The 15,451-nt window shown below is 69.6% G+C and carries 11 protein-coding genes; 3 read left to right on the plus strand and 8 right to left on the minus strand.

Annotation, left to right across the window (positions count from 1 at the left end):
* Position 1: 1 nt before the first annotated feature.
* From HMPREF2914_RS11475 to glgA, 8 genes are all read right to left on the minus strand, one after another.
* Entirely contained in the window at positions 2-1,249 is a 1,248-nt protein-coding gene (locus HMPREF2914_RS11475) for a zinc-dependent alcohol dehydrogenase (RefSeq protein ID WP_003088939.1), read from the minus strand.
* 66 nt (positions 1,250-1,315) lie between these two features.
* Positions 1,316-1,732, minus strand: a complete 417-nt coding sequence (locus HMPREF2914_RS11480) for a CBS domain-containing protein (RefSeq protein ID WP_003088942.1) — start codon at positions 1,730-1,732, stop codon at positions 1,316-1,318.
* Between the two features lie 99 nt (positions 1,733-1,831).
* The gene (gene glgX, locus HMPREF2914_RS11485) at positions 1,832-3,982 is read right to left on the minus strand and encodes a glycogen debranching protein GlgX (protein WP_003132147.1); all 2,151 of its coding nucleotides are present in this window, start codon (positions 3,980-3,982) and stop codon (positions 1,832-1,834) included.
* Positions 3,983-3,994: 12 nt separating this feature from the next.
* Positions 3,995-4,300, minus strand: a complete 306-nt coding sequence (locus tag HMPREF2914_RS11490; RefSeq protein WP_003088948.1) for a DUF2934 domain-containing protein — start codon at positions 4,298-4,300, stop codon at positions 3,995-3,997.
* Positions 4,297-7,077: a malto-oligosyltrehalose synthase gene (locus tag HMPREF2914_RS11495; protein ID WP_023091848.1), complete on the minus strand. Its 2,781-nt coding sequence runs from the start codon at positions 7,075-7,077 to the stop codon at positions 4,297-4,299. The genes HMPREF2914_RS11490 and HMPREF2914_RS11495 overlap by 4 nt, the downstream gene beginning before the upstream one ends.
* Entirely contained in the window at positions 7,070-9,124 is a 2,055-nt protein-coding gene (gene malQ, locus HMPREF2914_RS11500; RefSeq protein WP_023091847.1) for a 4-alpha-glucanotransferase, read from the minus strand. Before malQ ends, HMPREF2914_RS11495 begins: the two co-directional genes overlap by 8 nt.
* Positions 9,117-10,868 carry a malto-oligosyltrehalose trehalohydrolase gene (treZ, locus tag HMPREF2914_RS11505; protein WP_022580087.1) on the minus strand — a complete coding sequence of 584 codons (1,752 nt, stop codon included), beginning with the start codon at positions 10,866-10,868 and terminating at the stop codon, positions 9,117-9,119. The genes malQ and treZ overlap by 8 nt, the downstream gene beginning before the upstream one ends.
* Positions 10,868-12,409, minus strand: coding sequence for a glycogen synthase GlgA (glgA, locus tag HMPREF2914_RS11510; protein ID WP_009877798.1), 1,542 nt, complete (start codon positions 12,407-12,409; stop codon positions 10,868-10,870). The genes treZ and glgA overlap by 1 nt, the downstream gene beginning before the upstream one ends.
* Positions 12,410-12,776: 367 nt before the next feature.
* Here glgA and HMPREF2914_RS11515 point away from each other — a divergent pair, with 367 nt between their 5' ends.
* The 3 genes from HMPREF2914_RS11515 to HMPREF2914_RS11525 all read left to right on the plus strand — a co-directional run bounded on the left by HMPREF2914_RS11515 (position 12,777) and on the right by HMPREF2914_RS11525 (position 15,341).
* Positions 12,777-13,142: a DUF3509 domain-containing protein gene (locus HMPREF2914_RS11515; RefSeq protein WP_003110773.1), complete on the plus strand. Its 366-nt coding sequence runs from the start codon at positions 12,777-12,779 to the stop codon at positions 13,140-13,142.
* Positions 13,143-13,470: 328 nt separating this feature from the next.
* Positions 13,471-14,568 (plus strand): DUF3182 family protein, encoded by a 1,098-nt coding sequence (locus HMPREF2914_RS11520; protein WP_023091845.1) that lies wholly within the window; start codon positions 13,471-13,473, stop codon positions 14,566-14,568.
* Positions 14,565-15,341, plus strand: a complete 777-nt coding sequence (locus HMPREF2914_RS11525; protein WP_003124684.1) for an alpha/beta hydrolase family protein — start codon at positions 14,565-14,567, stop codon at positions 15,339-15,341. The genes HMPREF2914_RS11520 and HMPREF2914_RS11525 overlap by 4 nt, the downstream gene beginning before the upstream one ends.
* The last annotated feature ends 110 nt before the right edge of the window (positions 15,342-15,451 follow it).

Here is a 15,451-nt window from a genome sequence, read left to right on the forward strand (position 1 = left end):
ATCACCCCCGGGCGCCGCTTTCCGGCGTCGGCCGGCGCGCCAGTTCGTCCACCGCGCGTTCGTCGAGGCGTTCCTCGCTGCCCTCGACCTGGCGCTTCTGCGGCACCAGTTCGACCTTGATCCAGCCGGTCTCGCGGCGGTCGAAGGCTTCGAAGGCCTCGATGGCGTCGCCGATCGGCTTCACCTGGGTGAGGATCTTCGCCGGGTCGATGCGTCCGCTGAGCACATGTTCGAGCAGCAGCGGAATGTACTTGCGGTGGTGGCAGTTGCCCATGCGGATGGTCAGGTTGCGGTTCATCGCCAGGCCGATGGGAAACTGCCGCGAGTCTTCGGCGTAGACGCCGATGATCGACAGGGTGCCGGCCTTGGCCAGGCCCTGCACCGCCCACTCCAGGGCCTGTGCGGGGGCGTTGCCGGGACTCCAGCTGGTGCCCTCCTGGCGCGGCGCCGGGGTGGCGGTGCCATGGCTGTGCTCGGCGTCCACGCCGACGGCGTCGATGGCGCGGTCCACGCCGATCCCGGCGGTCAGCCAGCGCAGGGCCTGGACCGGATCCTCGCGCTCGAAGTCGATCACTTCGGCGCCTTGCTGGCGGGCCATGTGCAGGCGGTCCGGGTGGCGGTCGATGGCGAACACCCGGGCGGCGCCGAGGAGCAACGCGCTGGCGATGGCGAACTGGCCGACCGGACCGCAGCCGAACACGGCGACGGTGTTGCCGGGGGCGATACCGGCCAGTTCGGCGCCGAAGTAACCGGTGGGGAAGATGTCCGACAGGAGTATCGCCTGGTCGTCGCTGATGCTGCTGGGCAGGCGGATCAGGCCGATGTTGGCATAGGGAATCCGCGCTTTCTCGGCTTGCAGCCCATGGAAGCCGCCGTTGGCCCGGGGACCGCCGAAGAACGCGGTGCCGGCCTGGCTGCCGCCGGGGTTGGCGACGTCGCACTGGGCGTAGTAGCCGGCTCGGCAATACACGCAATTGCCGCAGGCGATGGTCGAGGGAATCACCACCCGGTCGCCGACCTGCAGGTTGCGCACTTCGTCGCCGAGCGCCTCGACGATGCCCACGCCCTCATGGCCGAGGATGGTTCCCGGACGCATGCCGCCGACGCTGCCACGGACGAAGTGCAGGTCGGTGCCGCAGATCGCCGAGGCGGTCAGCCGCACGATGGCGTCGGTGGGTTCCTGCAGGCGCGGCTCCGCCACGTCTTCCAGGCGGATGTCGCCGATGTCATGGAATACCACGGCTTTCATGGCGTTCTCCCGGTTGGGGCCCGGCCTCGGCCGGAACGGCAAAGGCGGGCCGGGTGGAAGAAAGGCTCAGTAGTGGGCCTGGGCGACGCCCTGCAGGACGGTGGCGCTGGAGGCCTGGTCGCGGCAGCTGGCGATGTTGCCCAGGGATACCACGCCGACCAGCCGCTTCTCGCGGTTGAGCACCGGCAGGCGGCGCATCTGGATGTCGGCCATGTTGCGGGCCACGTGCTGGACGTCTTCGTCTTCGAAGCAATAGTGGATGTCGCCGCTCATGATGCGGCCCAGCGGGGTATCCCCGGACAGGCCGCCGGCCACCGCGCGGATGGCGATGTCGCGATCGGTGATCATCCCGACCAGGCGGTCGCCTTCGCCGACCAGCAGGGCGCCGCTGTCGATCCTCGCCATGGTGGCGGCCGCCTCGCGGATGCTCTGCTGCGGGTCGGCGACCTGGACGTTGCGGGTCATGATGTCGCTGATCTTCATGCTGTCCTCCTGTGTAGGGTGGATGTGCAGGCGCCGCGTGCGGCACCTACAGGTTCCGACTGGAGGTGCCGGGGGCGGTTCAGCTTTTTTCCCCGCCGTTCATCCTTCCGCTCCGGCGCCCGGCGGTTGTAGCTCGAACAGCAGGAAACTGCGGCCGCCGACCAGGAACTCGCTGGCGAACGGGTAGCGTTCGCCGAGCGGGTCCTCCGGCCGCTGGGTATCCAGCAGGCAGGACCAGCCGCTGCCTTCGGCCACCTCGGGAAGACGGAAGGACACCGCGTCGTGGTAGGCATTGAGGATCAGCAGCAGGGTGGCATCCTCACCGCTGCGCAGGATCCCGGTGGGTTGCGCGCGGCCATCGAGGAGCACGCCGAGACAGCGGGCGTGCTCGTCGTGCCAGTGTTCCTCGGTCATCTCCTCGCCGCCGGGCGCCAGCCAGGTGACGTCCTTGACCCCCAGCGCCTCGTTGTACTCGCCGACCAGGAAGCGCCCCCTGCGCAGGATCGGATAGCGTTGGCGCAGGGCCAGCAGGCGCTGGGTGAAGGCCAGCAGCGAACGGCCCTCGTCGTCCAGCCGCCAGTCGATCCAGCCCAGTTCGTTGTCCTGGCAATAGACATTGTTGTTGCCCTGCTGGGTGCGGCTGAACTCGTCGCCGGCGACCAGCATCGGGGTGCCCTGGGACAGCAGCAGGGTGGACAGCAGGTTGCGCATCTGGCGCAGGCGCAGGGCGCGGATCTCCGGGTCGTCGGTGGGGCCCTCGCAGCCGTGGTTCCAGGACAGGTTGTGGTCGCTGCCGTCGGCGTTGTTCTCGCCGTTGGCCTCGTTGTGCTTGTGATCGTAGGAAACCACGTCGCGCAGGGTGAAACCGTCGTGGGCGGTGACGAAGTTCACCGACGCGTAGGGCCGCCGTCCACGCTGGTCGTAGAGATCGCCGGAGGCGGTTAGGCGTCGCGCCAGTTCCGGCAGCATGCCGTCGTCGCCGCGCCAGTAGGCGCGCACGCAATCGCGGAAACGGTCGTTCCATTCCGCCCAGCCGGGCGGGAAGCCGCCTACCTGGTAGCCGCCGGGGCCGCAATCCCAGGGTTCGGCGATCAGCTTGCACTTGCTCAGCACCGGGTCCTGGCGGCAGGCGACGAGGAAGCCGTGGCGCTCGTCGAAACCGTCCGGATGGCGGCCGAGGATGGTCGCCAGGTCGAAGCGGAAGCCGTCCACGCGCATCTCCGTGGCCCAGTAGCGCAGCGAGTCGGTGACCATCTGCAACACGCAGGGGTGGCTGAGGTCGAGGGTGTTGCCGGTGCCGGAATCGTTGATGTAGTAGCGGCGCTGGTCGGGCATCAGGCGGTAGTACGAGGCGTTGTCGATGCCACGCATGCACAGGGTCGGACCCAGCTCGTTGCCTTCCGCGGTGTGGTTGTAGACCACGTCGAGGATCAGCTCCAGCCCGGCGTCGTGGAGGTGCGCGACCATCTCCTTGAACTCGTTGACCTGGCCGCTGGCGAGGTAGGCCGGGTGCGGGGCGAAGAAGGCGATGCTGTTGTAGCCCCAGTAGTTGCTCATGCCGTTTTCCAGCAGGTGCTTGTCGTCGACGAAACCGTGGATCGGCAGCAGCTCGACGCTGGTCACCCCGAGCCGGCGGATGTGCGCCAGCAGGTCGGCGTTCATCAGTCCGGCGAAGGTCCCGCGAACCGCCTCCGGGACCTGTGGATGGCGCATGCTGAGGCCGCGCAGGTGGGCTTCATAGATCACCGTGCGGTCCCAGGGGACGCGTACCGGCGGGCGCTCGGCCCAGGTGAAGGCCGGATCGATGACCTTCGACTTGGGCACGAAGGGCGCGCTGTCGCGCTCGTCGAAGCTGAGGTCGGCGTCGGCCGAGCCGATGGTGTAGCCGAACAGCGCCTCGGACCAGCGCAGGCGGCCGACCAACTGCTTGGCGTAGGGATCGAGGAGCAATTTGTTGGGATTGAAGCGGTGGCCGGCATCCGGCTCGTAGGGACCGTGCACCCGGTAGCCGTAGATCTGCCCCGGGTGGGCGTCGGGCAGGTAGCCGTGCCAGATCTCGTCGGTGTACTCGGGCAATTCGATGCGCTCGATCTCCTTTTCCCCGCGCGCGTCGAACAGGCACAGCTCGACCTTGGTCGCGTGGGCCGAGAACAGCGCGAAATTGACGCCGAGGCCGTCCCAGGTGGCGCCAAGGGGGAAGGGGTGCCCTTCGCTGATCCGCGAAGGGGCGGGGCTACGCTTTCTGCTCATGCACTGGACTCCTCATTCGCCCGCTTCGGGCTTGCGGCGGCTGCGCGGCTTGGCCGCCGCCGGTTTTTCGCTGGCGGGCCGCGCCGGGGACGTGGCCCTCGGCTTGCGCGGCTTGGCGGCCGGCGCTTGCAGCAGGGCCGGGGTTTCCTTGGCGGCCTTGGCCCGACCGCGGGTCTTCTTCGGTGCCGCCGCGGCGGCTTCCGCTTCGGCCAGTTGCCGGGCCATGGCCCAGTGGCGTTCGGCCTGGCCGTCGGGGCAGCCCTCGGATTCCCAGATCTGGTAGGCGAACTCTCGTATGCGTTTTTCGTCGGCGCTCATGGGGTGTCCTCCTGGGCGAGGCGGTAAAGCAGGTTGACGGGAAAGTCGGCGAGCACTTCGGACAGGCTCAGGTGCCCGTCGCTGGGCAGCGGCATGGTGGAAAACAGGCCGCTGTAGGTGCATTCGGAGAGACTCGGCGGCAGCAGCAGGCAGGTGTCGCCCCAGGCCTCGGCCGGCACCTGCGGCTGCGTGGCGTGGCCGAGCAGGGCGCAGGCCAGGCGCGGGACCACCACCAGCAGGCAACCGTGACGACTGCGCCGGGCGAAGGCCAGGACCCGCTCGGCATGCTCGCCGCTGACCTCCAGGGGCAGGTAGTCGCCGTCGCGGAACAGGCCCGGCTGCATCCGCCGCAGCCCCAGCACGCGGGCGATCAGGGTCTGCTTGATGCGACCGTCGCGCCAGTGCTCCAGCAGTTCCGGGAAGGGCGTCGGCGCGGCCAGGGCGGCGGCGTGCCGGGCGAAGTCCACCGGCCTCCGGTTGTCCGGGTCGACCAGGCTGAAGTCCCAGTCCTCGCGCCCCTGGTAGAGATCGGGGATACCCGGGCAGGTCAGGCGCAGCAGGCATTGGGCGAGGCCATTCAGGGCCCCGGCCGGCATCAGTCGCGCCGCCGCGTTGCCCAGCGACTGGCGCAGGGCCTGGGCCAGCGGCGCGCGCAGGAGCTGTTCCAGATAGTCGGCGCAGGCGCGCTCGTAGTCTTCGTCGGGCGCGGTCCAGCGCGTGCGCAGCTTGGCTTCGCGCAAGGCCTTGCATTGCCATTCGCGCATCCGCGCGAGGAACGCTTGGTCCAGGGCGGCGCCGTCGCAAGGCGCGTCGAGCGGCCAACTGCCGAGCAGGGCCTGGAACAGGATCAGCTCGTCGCCGGGACTCGGCGCCGGCCCCTCGGCGAGGTCGCGGCGCAATGGCGTGGCCAGGCTTTGCCAGTGCTCGACGTTACGCGCGAACCAGGGCGCCAGTTCACTGAGCGCCGCAAGACGGGCGCGGGCGTCCTCGCCGCGCTTGTGGTCATGGCTGGCGGTGGCCAGCAGGGCGCGCGGGCTGGCCAGGCGCCTGGCTTCGCAGGCGGCATGGAATTCCTCGGCGGAAGCGGCGAAGCGCTGCGGGTCGAAGCCGACGTCGTTGCGCGAGAGCAGGGCCGCCGAGCGATAGCAGGCGGTATCCTCCACGGCCTTGGCTGCGGTCGGCGAACTCAACTGCTGGAAGCGCGCCAGCAACTCGCCGCGCAGGCGCCGCAGCGGACCGGGCGGCAGCTCGCGCAGCGGCTGCCCGCCGAGCCAGCGTTCGAGATGGTCGAGGACCGCCCGGTCGGCTTCGTCGAGATCCTCGCGGGCCGCCTCTGCGGCATAGCGGAACACCTCGCGATCCTGCACCGAGCGACCGCAGGCCCCGGCGTAGGTACGGTAGACCGGAAAGCGCGCGAGCAACTGGAACAGCGCGCGGCGGATACCGCCCAGGGTCAGGTCGCGGCTGGCCAGGTCGGCCCGCGCCACCCGCAAAAGACCCTGGGCGAGGTTCTCCAGGTCACCGGCGAGGCTTCCCGCCAGGACCAGTTGGCGAGCCTGGTAGACCTCGTCGAGAAACGCCTCCGGGCGTCCGCTGACCCGCTGCCAGAGTTCGCGCAACGGTCGTTCGCCGCGCGGATCGTGCTGCAACAGGCTGACCTGGTTCATGAAGTCGTAGCCGGTGGTGCCGTCGCACAGCCAATCCTCGGGCAGGCGCTCCTCGCCACCGAGGATCTTCTCAACGTACAGCAGCATCGGCGCGCCGCCGCGACGGGCGCGGATCCGCTCGCTGCGGCGGCGCAGGCGTCGGCAATAGCCGCGCGGATCGGCCAGGCCGTCGACGTGATCGATGCGCAGGCCATCGAGCAGACCGTCCTCGAGCAACTGGAAGACCTTGCCGTGCACGGCCTCGAACACCTCGCCGCGCTCGACCCGCAGGCCGACCAGTTCGCTGATGTCGAAGAAACGGCGCCAGTTGATGTCGTCCGCCGCGGTGCGCCAACTGGCCAGGCGGTAGTGCTGCGCCTCGAGCAGGCGGTGCAGGCGTTGGCGAGCCTCCTCGTGGCGTTCCTGGAGTTCGCCCAGCGTGCGCTGGAGGGCTGCGCGCGGAGCGCTCTCGGCGAGCGCAGCCGCCAGTCGACGCTGCATCTCGCGCAAGGCCTCGCGGTCCTGCCGGCACTCGCGGAAACCGCCGGCCAGGGCTGACAGGCGCGGCTCGCCGCTGTCTTCCAGCAGCTCCGGGTAGCTGCCCGGCCAGAGGGGGAAGCGCTGCTCGCCGTGGCTCGCCAGCAGGCGGCCGGCCTCGCGGTCCAGGCTCAGGCCGATCTCCCCGGCAGCCAGGACCTCGCCGTAGTCGCTGCGCAGGAACGGCAGCAGCACCTGGCCGCGCAACGCGGCGTCGTGGGATTCCCACTGAATGTCGAAGAAACTCGCGTAGGGACTCTCGCGCCCCCATTCGAGCACGTCCTGCCACCAGGGATTGGCGCCGCCGCCGATGCCCATGTGGTTCGGCACTATGTCCATGAGCAGGCCCATGCCGCGTTGCCGCAGCCCCTGGATCAGGCGCAGCAGCGCCGGCTCGCCGCCCAGTTCCGGATTGATCCGGGTCGGGTCGACCACGTCGTAGCCGTGGCTGGAGCCGGGCCGCGCGCGGAACAGCGGCGAGGCGTAGAGATGGCTGATGCCCAGGTCGGCGAAATAGTCCAGCCAGGGCAGGGCATCGTCGAGGGTGAAGCCGGCGTGGAATTGCAGGCGCAGGGTAGCGCGGGGCTCAATCATGGGCGGCCTCCTCGGCATCCCGGCGGCTGCGTTCGAGCAGGCGCAGGCGCCGGTCGACCTGCGGCGTTCCGAGCATCTGCGCGGCGTTTTCCGGCCAGCGCCGCCGCCAGTTCGGGTGGGCGTCGCCGGGGCCGGGCAGGTTCGGCTGCTCCAGGCTGCCCAGGGCGTCCTCCAGGGGCAGTAGCACCAACGGCGCGGGGGTTGCCCCGACATAGCCGATGCAGGCGTCCAGCGGTACTTCGGCGGCGGGGTCGGGATCGACCGGCGGTTCGAGGCTGGCGGCCAGGGCCCGGCGCTCCTCGGCGCGCAGTTCCAGGTCGGCCGCGCATTCCTCGGCGCTGCGGTGTCCGGCGCGGCCGCGCCAGTGGATGTCCTGGCCCCGCCACCAGCCGGACAGGCTCGGCAGGTCGTGGGTGCTGGTGGTGGCCATGGCGTCCGCCGGCCATTGCGCCGGGGGCACGAAGCGTTCGCCGCGCCGCTCGAAGAGCAGCACGCGGGTACCCAGCACCTGGCGGCGTGCCAGTTCCTCGCGCAGGCCTTCGGGCACGGTGCCGAGGTCCTCGCCGATGACCAGCGCCGAGGCGCGACTGGCCTCCAGCGCCAGCAGGCGCAGCAGCTCGCGTTGCGGGTAGCGCAGGTAGGCGCCGGCGTGGGGCGGCTGGCCGCGCGGGATCAGCCAGAGACGTTGCAGGCCCATCGCATGATCGATGCGTAGCCCTCCGGGCCAGGCCAGGTTGGCCCGCAGCATCTCGCGGAATGCCCGGTAGCCGTGGCGGCGCAGGCCTTCGGGATTGAACGCGGAAACGCCCCAGTCCTGTCCGGACTGGTTGAGGATGTCCGGCGGCGCGCCGACATTCACTTCGGCGAGCAGCTCTTCCTGCCGCGACCAGGCCTGGCTGCCGCCGCCGTCGGCGCCCACCGCCAGGTCGGCGACCAGACCGATGGCCATCCCGGCCTCGCGCGCCTGGCGCTGGGCATGTTGCAGGCAGCGTTGGGTCAGCCACTGGCCGAAGGCGCGGAAGTCCACTTCCTCGGCGTGATCGGCGCAGAACGCGGCCACCGCCGGCTCGCCGGGGCGGCGCAGCGGCTCCGGCCAGCGTCGCCAGTCGGGGCCGGCGCCCAGGTGCGCCTGCAGGGTCTCGAAGCGGCAGTGGTGCAGCAGCGCCTCGCCGGCTTCGCGGCGGAATTCGGCGAGGTCGTGGCGCAAGGGACTGGCGCGCTCGATGAAGTCGCGGTGGAGTTGGCGCAGCAGGCGCATGCGCAGGTCCGCCGCCGCTGTCCAGTCGATCAGCTCCAGGCTCTCCAGGCGGGCCATCTCCGCGGCCAGGCCGGCGCGACGGATCGCCTGTTCCACCGCCGCCGCGCCGAGAATGGTCGCCGGCGCGGCGTGCAGGACATTGAAGAACAGCCGGCTGGACGGCGAGTAGGGGCTGTAGGCATGTCCGTTGGCCTCGGCGAGGGCGTGCAGCGGGCTGATCGCCAGCGCGTCGGCGCCATGCCGCGCGGCGCTGCGCAGCAGGTCCTCGAGGGCGGCGCTGTCGCCCAGGCCGCCGTCGCCGGGGCGGCGCAGGGCATAGACCTGGGCGGCCAGACCCCAGCGACGCGAGCGACCCGGGGCGAGGCTGGCCAGGGACGGACAGCTCGGCGGCGCCATCGCCACCGCCCATTCCCGCTGCTCCAGCGACAGCTGCGCATAGCCGCTGCGGGCCTGCGCCGGCAGGCGGCCTTCGGCGTCCAGGCGCAGGGCGATCCGCGTGCCGTCCTCGTAGACCAGTTCGCCCGGGGTGCCGGCGGGGCCGAGCGCTTGCTCCAGCGGCTGGCCGCATTCGCCGACCAGCAGTCCGAGGTTGGCGCTGTCCTCGCGCAGCCGGGCCAGCGCGGCCAGGCTCTGTTCGATCTGTTGCGGACTCTGCGCCGGATAGCCGAGTGCTTCCAGCAGGCCGCGCTGGACCTCCGGGTCGACCCGCTGCGGCCGTCCGTTGGCGTCCTGCCAGTCGAGTTGCAGGCCCACGGCGGCGGCCAGTTCGGCCAGGCGTGCGTCACTCATGGGCGGGCTCCAGGCTGACCGCGATGCTGCGGGGACTTAGGCGGCCGCGGCGATACTCGGCACAGGCGAGGTTGTCGAGGAACAGCACCTGGGTGGCGGCCGCCGGCGGCTCGACTTCCGCTTCGAGCGGAGAAGGGTTGAAGTCGATTCGCCAGTCACTGCCGTCACCGAGTCGCCAGCGCGCCGACAGCGCGGCGCCGGCGATGGTGGTCACGCCCAGCGAACGGGCGCCGCGCAGGCGCGGGATCAGGTATTCGTGACGGATTTCCAGCAGTTGCCGGTAGAAGCCGCGCCAGGCCGGGTCGCAATCGGCCAGGCCGGGACGCGAGCGCTCGAAGGTCTCCACCGCGTTGGGATCGGGGAGCGAGGCGAGGGCGGCGCCGTCGCCGAAGCGGCCGAACTCGCCGAACTCCTTGCGTCGTCCCTCGCGGACCGCGTCCGCCAGTTCGCCCTGGTGATCGGTGAAATACAGGAACGGTTCGCGCGCGGCGCATTCCTCGCCCATGAACAGCAGCGGGATCATCGGCGCGAGCAGTTGCAGCGCTATCGCCAGGCGCAACGCCTGGGGTTCGGCGAGAACGCTGAGACGCTCGCCGAAGGCGCGGTTGCCGACCTGGTCGTGGTTTTGCAGGAACAGCACGAAGGCGTCCGGCGCCAGGTCGGCACTCGGTTCGCCGCGCGGCCGGCCGTGGCGGTTGGCTTCGCCCTGGTAGACGAAGCCTTCGGCCAGGCAGCGCGCCAGGCACCGCAGCGGCTCGGGGTAGTCCTGGTAGTAGCCGTCGTTCTCGCCGGTGAGCAGGACGTGCAGCGCATGGTGGCCATCGTCGTTCCACTGTGCGTCGTAGCCCTGGCGCAGCAGGCTGGCGCGGTTGTCGTCGTTCTCCAGGACCAGGTGCAGATGGCGCTCGGGGCCGGCGGCGCCGCGCAGGCGGCGGGCCATCTCGACGAGGAACGCGCTATCGGGAATCGCGTGCACGGCATCGAAGCGCAGGCCGTCGATGCGATAGTCGAGCAGCCACATCAGGGCGTTTTCATAGAAGAACTCGCGGACTTCGCCGCGACGGAAATCGATGGCCTGGCCCCAGGGCGTCTGCCGGTCGTCGCGAAAGAACGCGGCGGCGTACTGGGCGAGGTAGTTGCCGTCCGGGCCGAAGTGGTTGTAGATCACGTCGACGAAGACCATCAGGCCCATGCCGTGTGCGCTGTCGATCAGATGCTTGAGCTGCTCGGGCGTGCCGTAGGCCGACGCCGGGGCGAACGGCAGCACGCCGTCGTAACCCCAGTTGCGGCGACCGGGAAACTCGCCCAGCGGCATCAGCTCCACGGCGGTCACGCCCAGTTCCACCAAGCGCGGAAGGAAGCGCTCGACCTCGGCGTAGGAGCCGAACAGGCCGACGTGCAGCTCGTAGATCACCGCTTCGTGCCAGGGCCGCCCGCGCCACTCGTCGACGCGCCAGGCGTAGGCGTCATGGTCCAGCACCTGGCTGTCGCCATGCACGCCGTCGGGCTGGAACTGCGAGGCCGGGTCCGGCACCCCGGGGCGGCCATCGATGCGGTAGCGGTAGCGGGTGCCGGGCGGACAGGGCAGGGTCGCCTCGAACCAGCCGCTGTCGCTGCCTTCCAGCGGCCAGTCGCGGCCGTCGGCGGTCTCGACCCGGACCTCGCGGGCGTCCGGAGCCCAGAGGCCGAAGCAGGTTCGGCCGTTGCCTTGGAACTGGGCGCCGAAGCGGCGCCGGATCGCCATCATTGGCGTACCCCGCGCAGGGCCGGAGCGGTATTCCTCAACAGGCGCCGGTACAGGCGGTTGTAAGGCTCCACCGAGTCGCTCCAGAACATCGGCGCGGCCATCGCCTTGCAGCGCATGGCGTTGAGCAGCGAGGGACAGTGGTAGACGTTGATCGCGCGCATCACCGCGTCGAGGTAGCTCTGCGCGGTTTCCTCACGGAACAGGAAGCCGGTGACCCCGTCGACGATGGTATCGGCGAGGCCGCCGGTGCAGCGCGCGATCGGCAGCGAGCCGAAACATTGCGCATAGAGCTGACTGAGCCCGCAGGGCTCGTAGCGCGAGGGCATGAGCAGGAAGTCGCTGCCGGCGTAGATACGGCGGGCCTCGGTCTCGTCGAAACCGATATGCACGCCGACCTGGCCGGGATGACGCCGGGCGAGCTCGAGCATGGCCTTCTCCAGGTTCGGCTCGCCACGGCCGATGCTGACCAGGCGGCCGCCGGCCTGGAGCAGGGCATCGCTGATCTCCAGGGTCAGGTCGATGCCTTTCTGCTGCACCAGGCGCGAGACCACCGCGAACAGCGGCCCCTTGCCCGGCTCCAGGCCGAAACGCTCCTCCACGTAGCGCGTGTTGGCGCGCTTGCCGGCCCATTGGCGGGCGCTGAAGCCGGCCACCAGGTGTGGATCGCAGTGCGGCTGCCAGCTATCGTCGATACCGTTGACGATGCCGCTGAGCTGACGCTTCTCGACCTTGCACTTGAGGATGCCGTGCAGGCCGCAGCCGTATTCCGGGGTAGTGATTTCCTGGGCGTAGGTCTCGCTCACCGTGGTGATGTGGTGGGCATGGGCGATGCCGGCCTTGAGGAACGACAGGCGCCCGTGGAATTCCATGCTTTCGTGGCTCAGCGCTTCGTCGGGAAGACCCAGCTCGGCGCTGCATTGCAGGTCGCAGAGGCCCTGGTAGGCGAGGTTGTGGATGGTGAACAGGCTCGGCGTGCGCACGCCGTTCCAGGCCATGTAGGCCGGGGTCAGCGCCGACGGCCAGTCATTGGCGTGCACCAGGCCCGGCTGCCAGCCCTGGGCGCCGCGGCCGCCGGCGATCTCGGCGGCGGCCAGGCACAGGCGGGCGAAGCGCAGGTGGTTGTCCGGCCAGTCATTGCCCTGGTCGTCCATGTATGGCGTGCCCTCGCGCTCGTAGAGCAGCGGGCAGAGCACCAGCATGACTTCCAGGCCGTCGTCGAGGGTCACCAGGCCGATCTCGCAGGGCGGGATCGCCGCCCGGCCGGGCAGGCTGCCGATGATCCGCAGGTCGCGGCAGCGCTCCAGCACCTGGCGGTAGCCGGGCAGCAGGACCCGCACCGAATGCTCGCGCTTGAGGACCCGCGGCAGCGCGGCGGAAAAGTCGCCGAGTCCGCCGACCTTGACGAAGTCGCTTAGCTCGGCGGTGACGAAGAGTATCCGATCCCTCTGTTGCGGCGGGTCCTGCGGGTGCAGCAGCGACGGAAAAGCGGTCAGTACCGCGGGTTCTTCCAGGCAAGCGCCTGCAACAGAATGTCCCATGTCATCCTCCGGTCGTACGTTGTCCTTGGCGTTGGTCGGTCGGACTCCGTCGCGCCGTGGCATGGGCGAAGTCCTTGCTAGGGGTGACCGGAGGGGAGCGGCGGAAGTTTAGTTTTTTTTACTGGCGGCTCGGCTTGCGAGAGGCCTCGCCAGGGGGTTGCAGGCGAGACGACGGGCGCGGCGGGTTGCCGAATGCAAGGCTTGCCGGGGGTTTTCTTGCAAAGTGCAAATATCAATTCGCCGGCTTGTTTTTCAACTTATTGATTTATAAGAATTTTATTTTCCAGAGAAATTGGTACGCCTTCTGCTCGACAGAGATACGCCTGATTACCGGCGTCAAAGAATCTGATGAGACAGGAGGCCAGCAATGCTAGAGACCGATGAAAACCTGGTTGAGTACCTGGAAGAGCATTTCAAGGATGTGCGCGTCAGTTGCCAACCTCGGCCTGACGGCGCGTTGCTGGTGACCTTGCGTAACGACCAGGGCAAGCGCCTGGTGAGCCGGGCGATCTCCGGCCAGGAGCAGAGCAACCCGCTGTTGCTGAACCAGGTGCTGGAGCGCATCCGCCGGGACCTGATCATCGACCAGGGGCCGCTGCAGATCCGCGACAGCGACTATTTCCGCAAGCGTATCGACCTGCTCACGTTCCGCGATAGCGACAACCAGCATCTCACCCACCGCAAGGTCCTGGTCGCCGGCGGCAAGCTGCGCACCATGAGCCTGGCTCGCTGAGCCGGCTGTTTCAGCGCCGGGGCGGCCAGGCGCCGACCCGGCCTTCCGACGCATGGTCCGAACCAAATCCGCTCTCGTACCCTCCATCTAGAACTCATACCAACGATGGAGGCGGACATGCGTTTTTCCATTTCTGCATCATCGGGTGCGCCAGCGACGAGTCCACGCAACCCATCCGGGGACCCGGACGAATACCCGGTTCCTGACCACGAAAGCCACGTCCCCCAGGAGTTCCCGGAAGAAGTTCCGATGGAACGGCCCGACGAAGAGTCCCTCTCGCCCATACCGGAGCCCTGAACGCCGGGTCTCCATCCAGGAGGAGCGGAACATGAGCGCAGACCCTCGGCAGAGACTGGTGGTGGCCCATAGCGTCGATCCCGCGGCCGCCGAACATGAAGTGCAGGGCAACCTGGCCCTGGCGCGCTGGCTGGCGGAAGTCCAGAAGCTGGAGTTCGGCGGCCGCTACGAACCCGAATTGCACCAGCGAGGCCCCCTCTACCTGGTCCCGACCCGCACCCTGGTCGGCAGGGAGACCGCCGTGCGCCTGGGCGTGAACAGTGACGAAGATCTGCTCGGCGGTTTCGTCGAGCACGCGTTCATCGCCGGCAAGGCCATCGTCCATCCGCTGCCGCGCGGCGGCGTGGCGCCGGAAGGCTGGAACCCGCTGTTCGCGGAGAAGGTCCGCGACGTCGTGCTCAACGGCGTCAGCGTCTTCAGCCTGGCCGACGCACACCGCGCCGGCGGCCGCCTGCTCGCCGAAGGACCGGTGCGGGCCAAGCTGGCGGAGGCCTGTGGCGGCCTCGGCCAGTACGTGGCGCACGACCTCGACGAACTGGACGGCTGGCTCGGCGGGCTGGAGGAGCGCCAGTTGGCGCAGGGCCTGGTACTGGAAGCCAACCTGGACGGGGTCGTTACCCATAGCGTCGGCCAGCTCCGGGTCAACGGCTTCCTGCTGAGCTACCACGGTCAGCAGCACCAGACCCGCAACGCGCGCGGCGAACTGGTCTACGCCGGCTCCGACTTGCTGGTGGCGCGCGGCGGCTATGCCGAGCTGCTGACCCTGGACCTGGCCCGCGAGGTGCGCCAGGCCATCGAGTACGCGCGGATCTTCGATACCGCCGCGGCGATCTTCTTCCCCGGCTGCTTCGCCTCGCGGCGCAACTACGACATTGCCCAGGGCCGGGACGGCAACGGTCGGGAGCGCTTCGGCGTGCTCGAGCAGTCCTGGCGGGTCGGCGGCGCGAGCAGCGCCGAGATCGCCGCGCTGGAGGCCTTCCGCGCCGACCCGGGACTGCCCGCGGTGCGCGCCGCGTCGTTCGAGATCCACGAAGACAAGCGCCTGCCGGACAACAGCCGGGTGATCTATCGCGGCCCCGACGAACACGGCGACTTCCTGCTCAAATATGCGATGACGGGGGAGGCATGACGGCGAACAGCGAACGCATCCGCATCGGGGTCGGCGACGACCGGATCGAAGGCACCTTCCTCAGCCCCCGGGCGAAGGTCCCCGGCGTGCTCTTCGTGCACGGCTGGGGCGGCAGCCAGCAGCGCGACCTGAAGCGCGCCCAGGGCATCGCCGGGCTCGGCTGCGTGTGCCTGACCTTCGACCTGCGCGGCCACGGCGCGGAAAGCGGGCGCCAGGCACTGGTGACGCGCGAGGACAACCTGCAGGACCTGCTCGCCGCCTACGACCGGCTGGTGGCCCACCCGGCCATCGACAGCGAGGCGATCGCGGTGGTCGGCACCAGCTATGGCGGCTACCTGGCGGCGATCCTCAGCCAGTTGCGCGCGGTGCGCTGGCTGGCCTTGCGGGTACCGGCGATCTACCGCGACGAGGACTGGCTGACGCCCAAGCTGCTGCTCGACCGCGAGGACCTCATCGAGTACCGCGGCAGCCTGATCCCGGCCGCCAGCAACCGAGCCCTGCAGGCCTGCGCGGGATTCCGCGGCGATGTGCTGCTGGTGGAGTCGGAGTTCGACAGCTATGTGCCGCACTCGACCATCATGAGTTTCCGCGCCGCCTTCCAGCAGACCCATTCGCTGACCCACCGGATCATCGACCACGCCGACCATGCGCTCAGCAGCGAGGCGGCGCAGGACGCCTATACCTCGATCCTGGTGGACTGGATCACCGAGATGGTGGTCGGCGAACGTCTCAGCATCACCCCGGCCTACGCCACCATCCATCCGGCTTTCTGAACGCTCCGCGACGGCGAGCCTCCCACCTTCCGTGGGCGCTGGTTGCTGCCCACGTCCCGTGCCGGCAGGCGCCGGCGCCGACAGACGCGAGAACTCCCGGACAGCTCCGG

It is taken from the genome of Pseudomonas sp. HMSC067G02 (genome assembly GCF_001813485.1).
Taxonomy (GTDB): Bacteria; Pseudomonadota; Gammaproteobacteria; order Pseudomonadales; family Pseudomonadaceae; genus Pseudomonas; species Pseudomonas aeruginosa.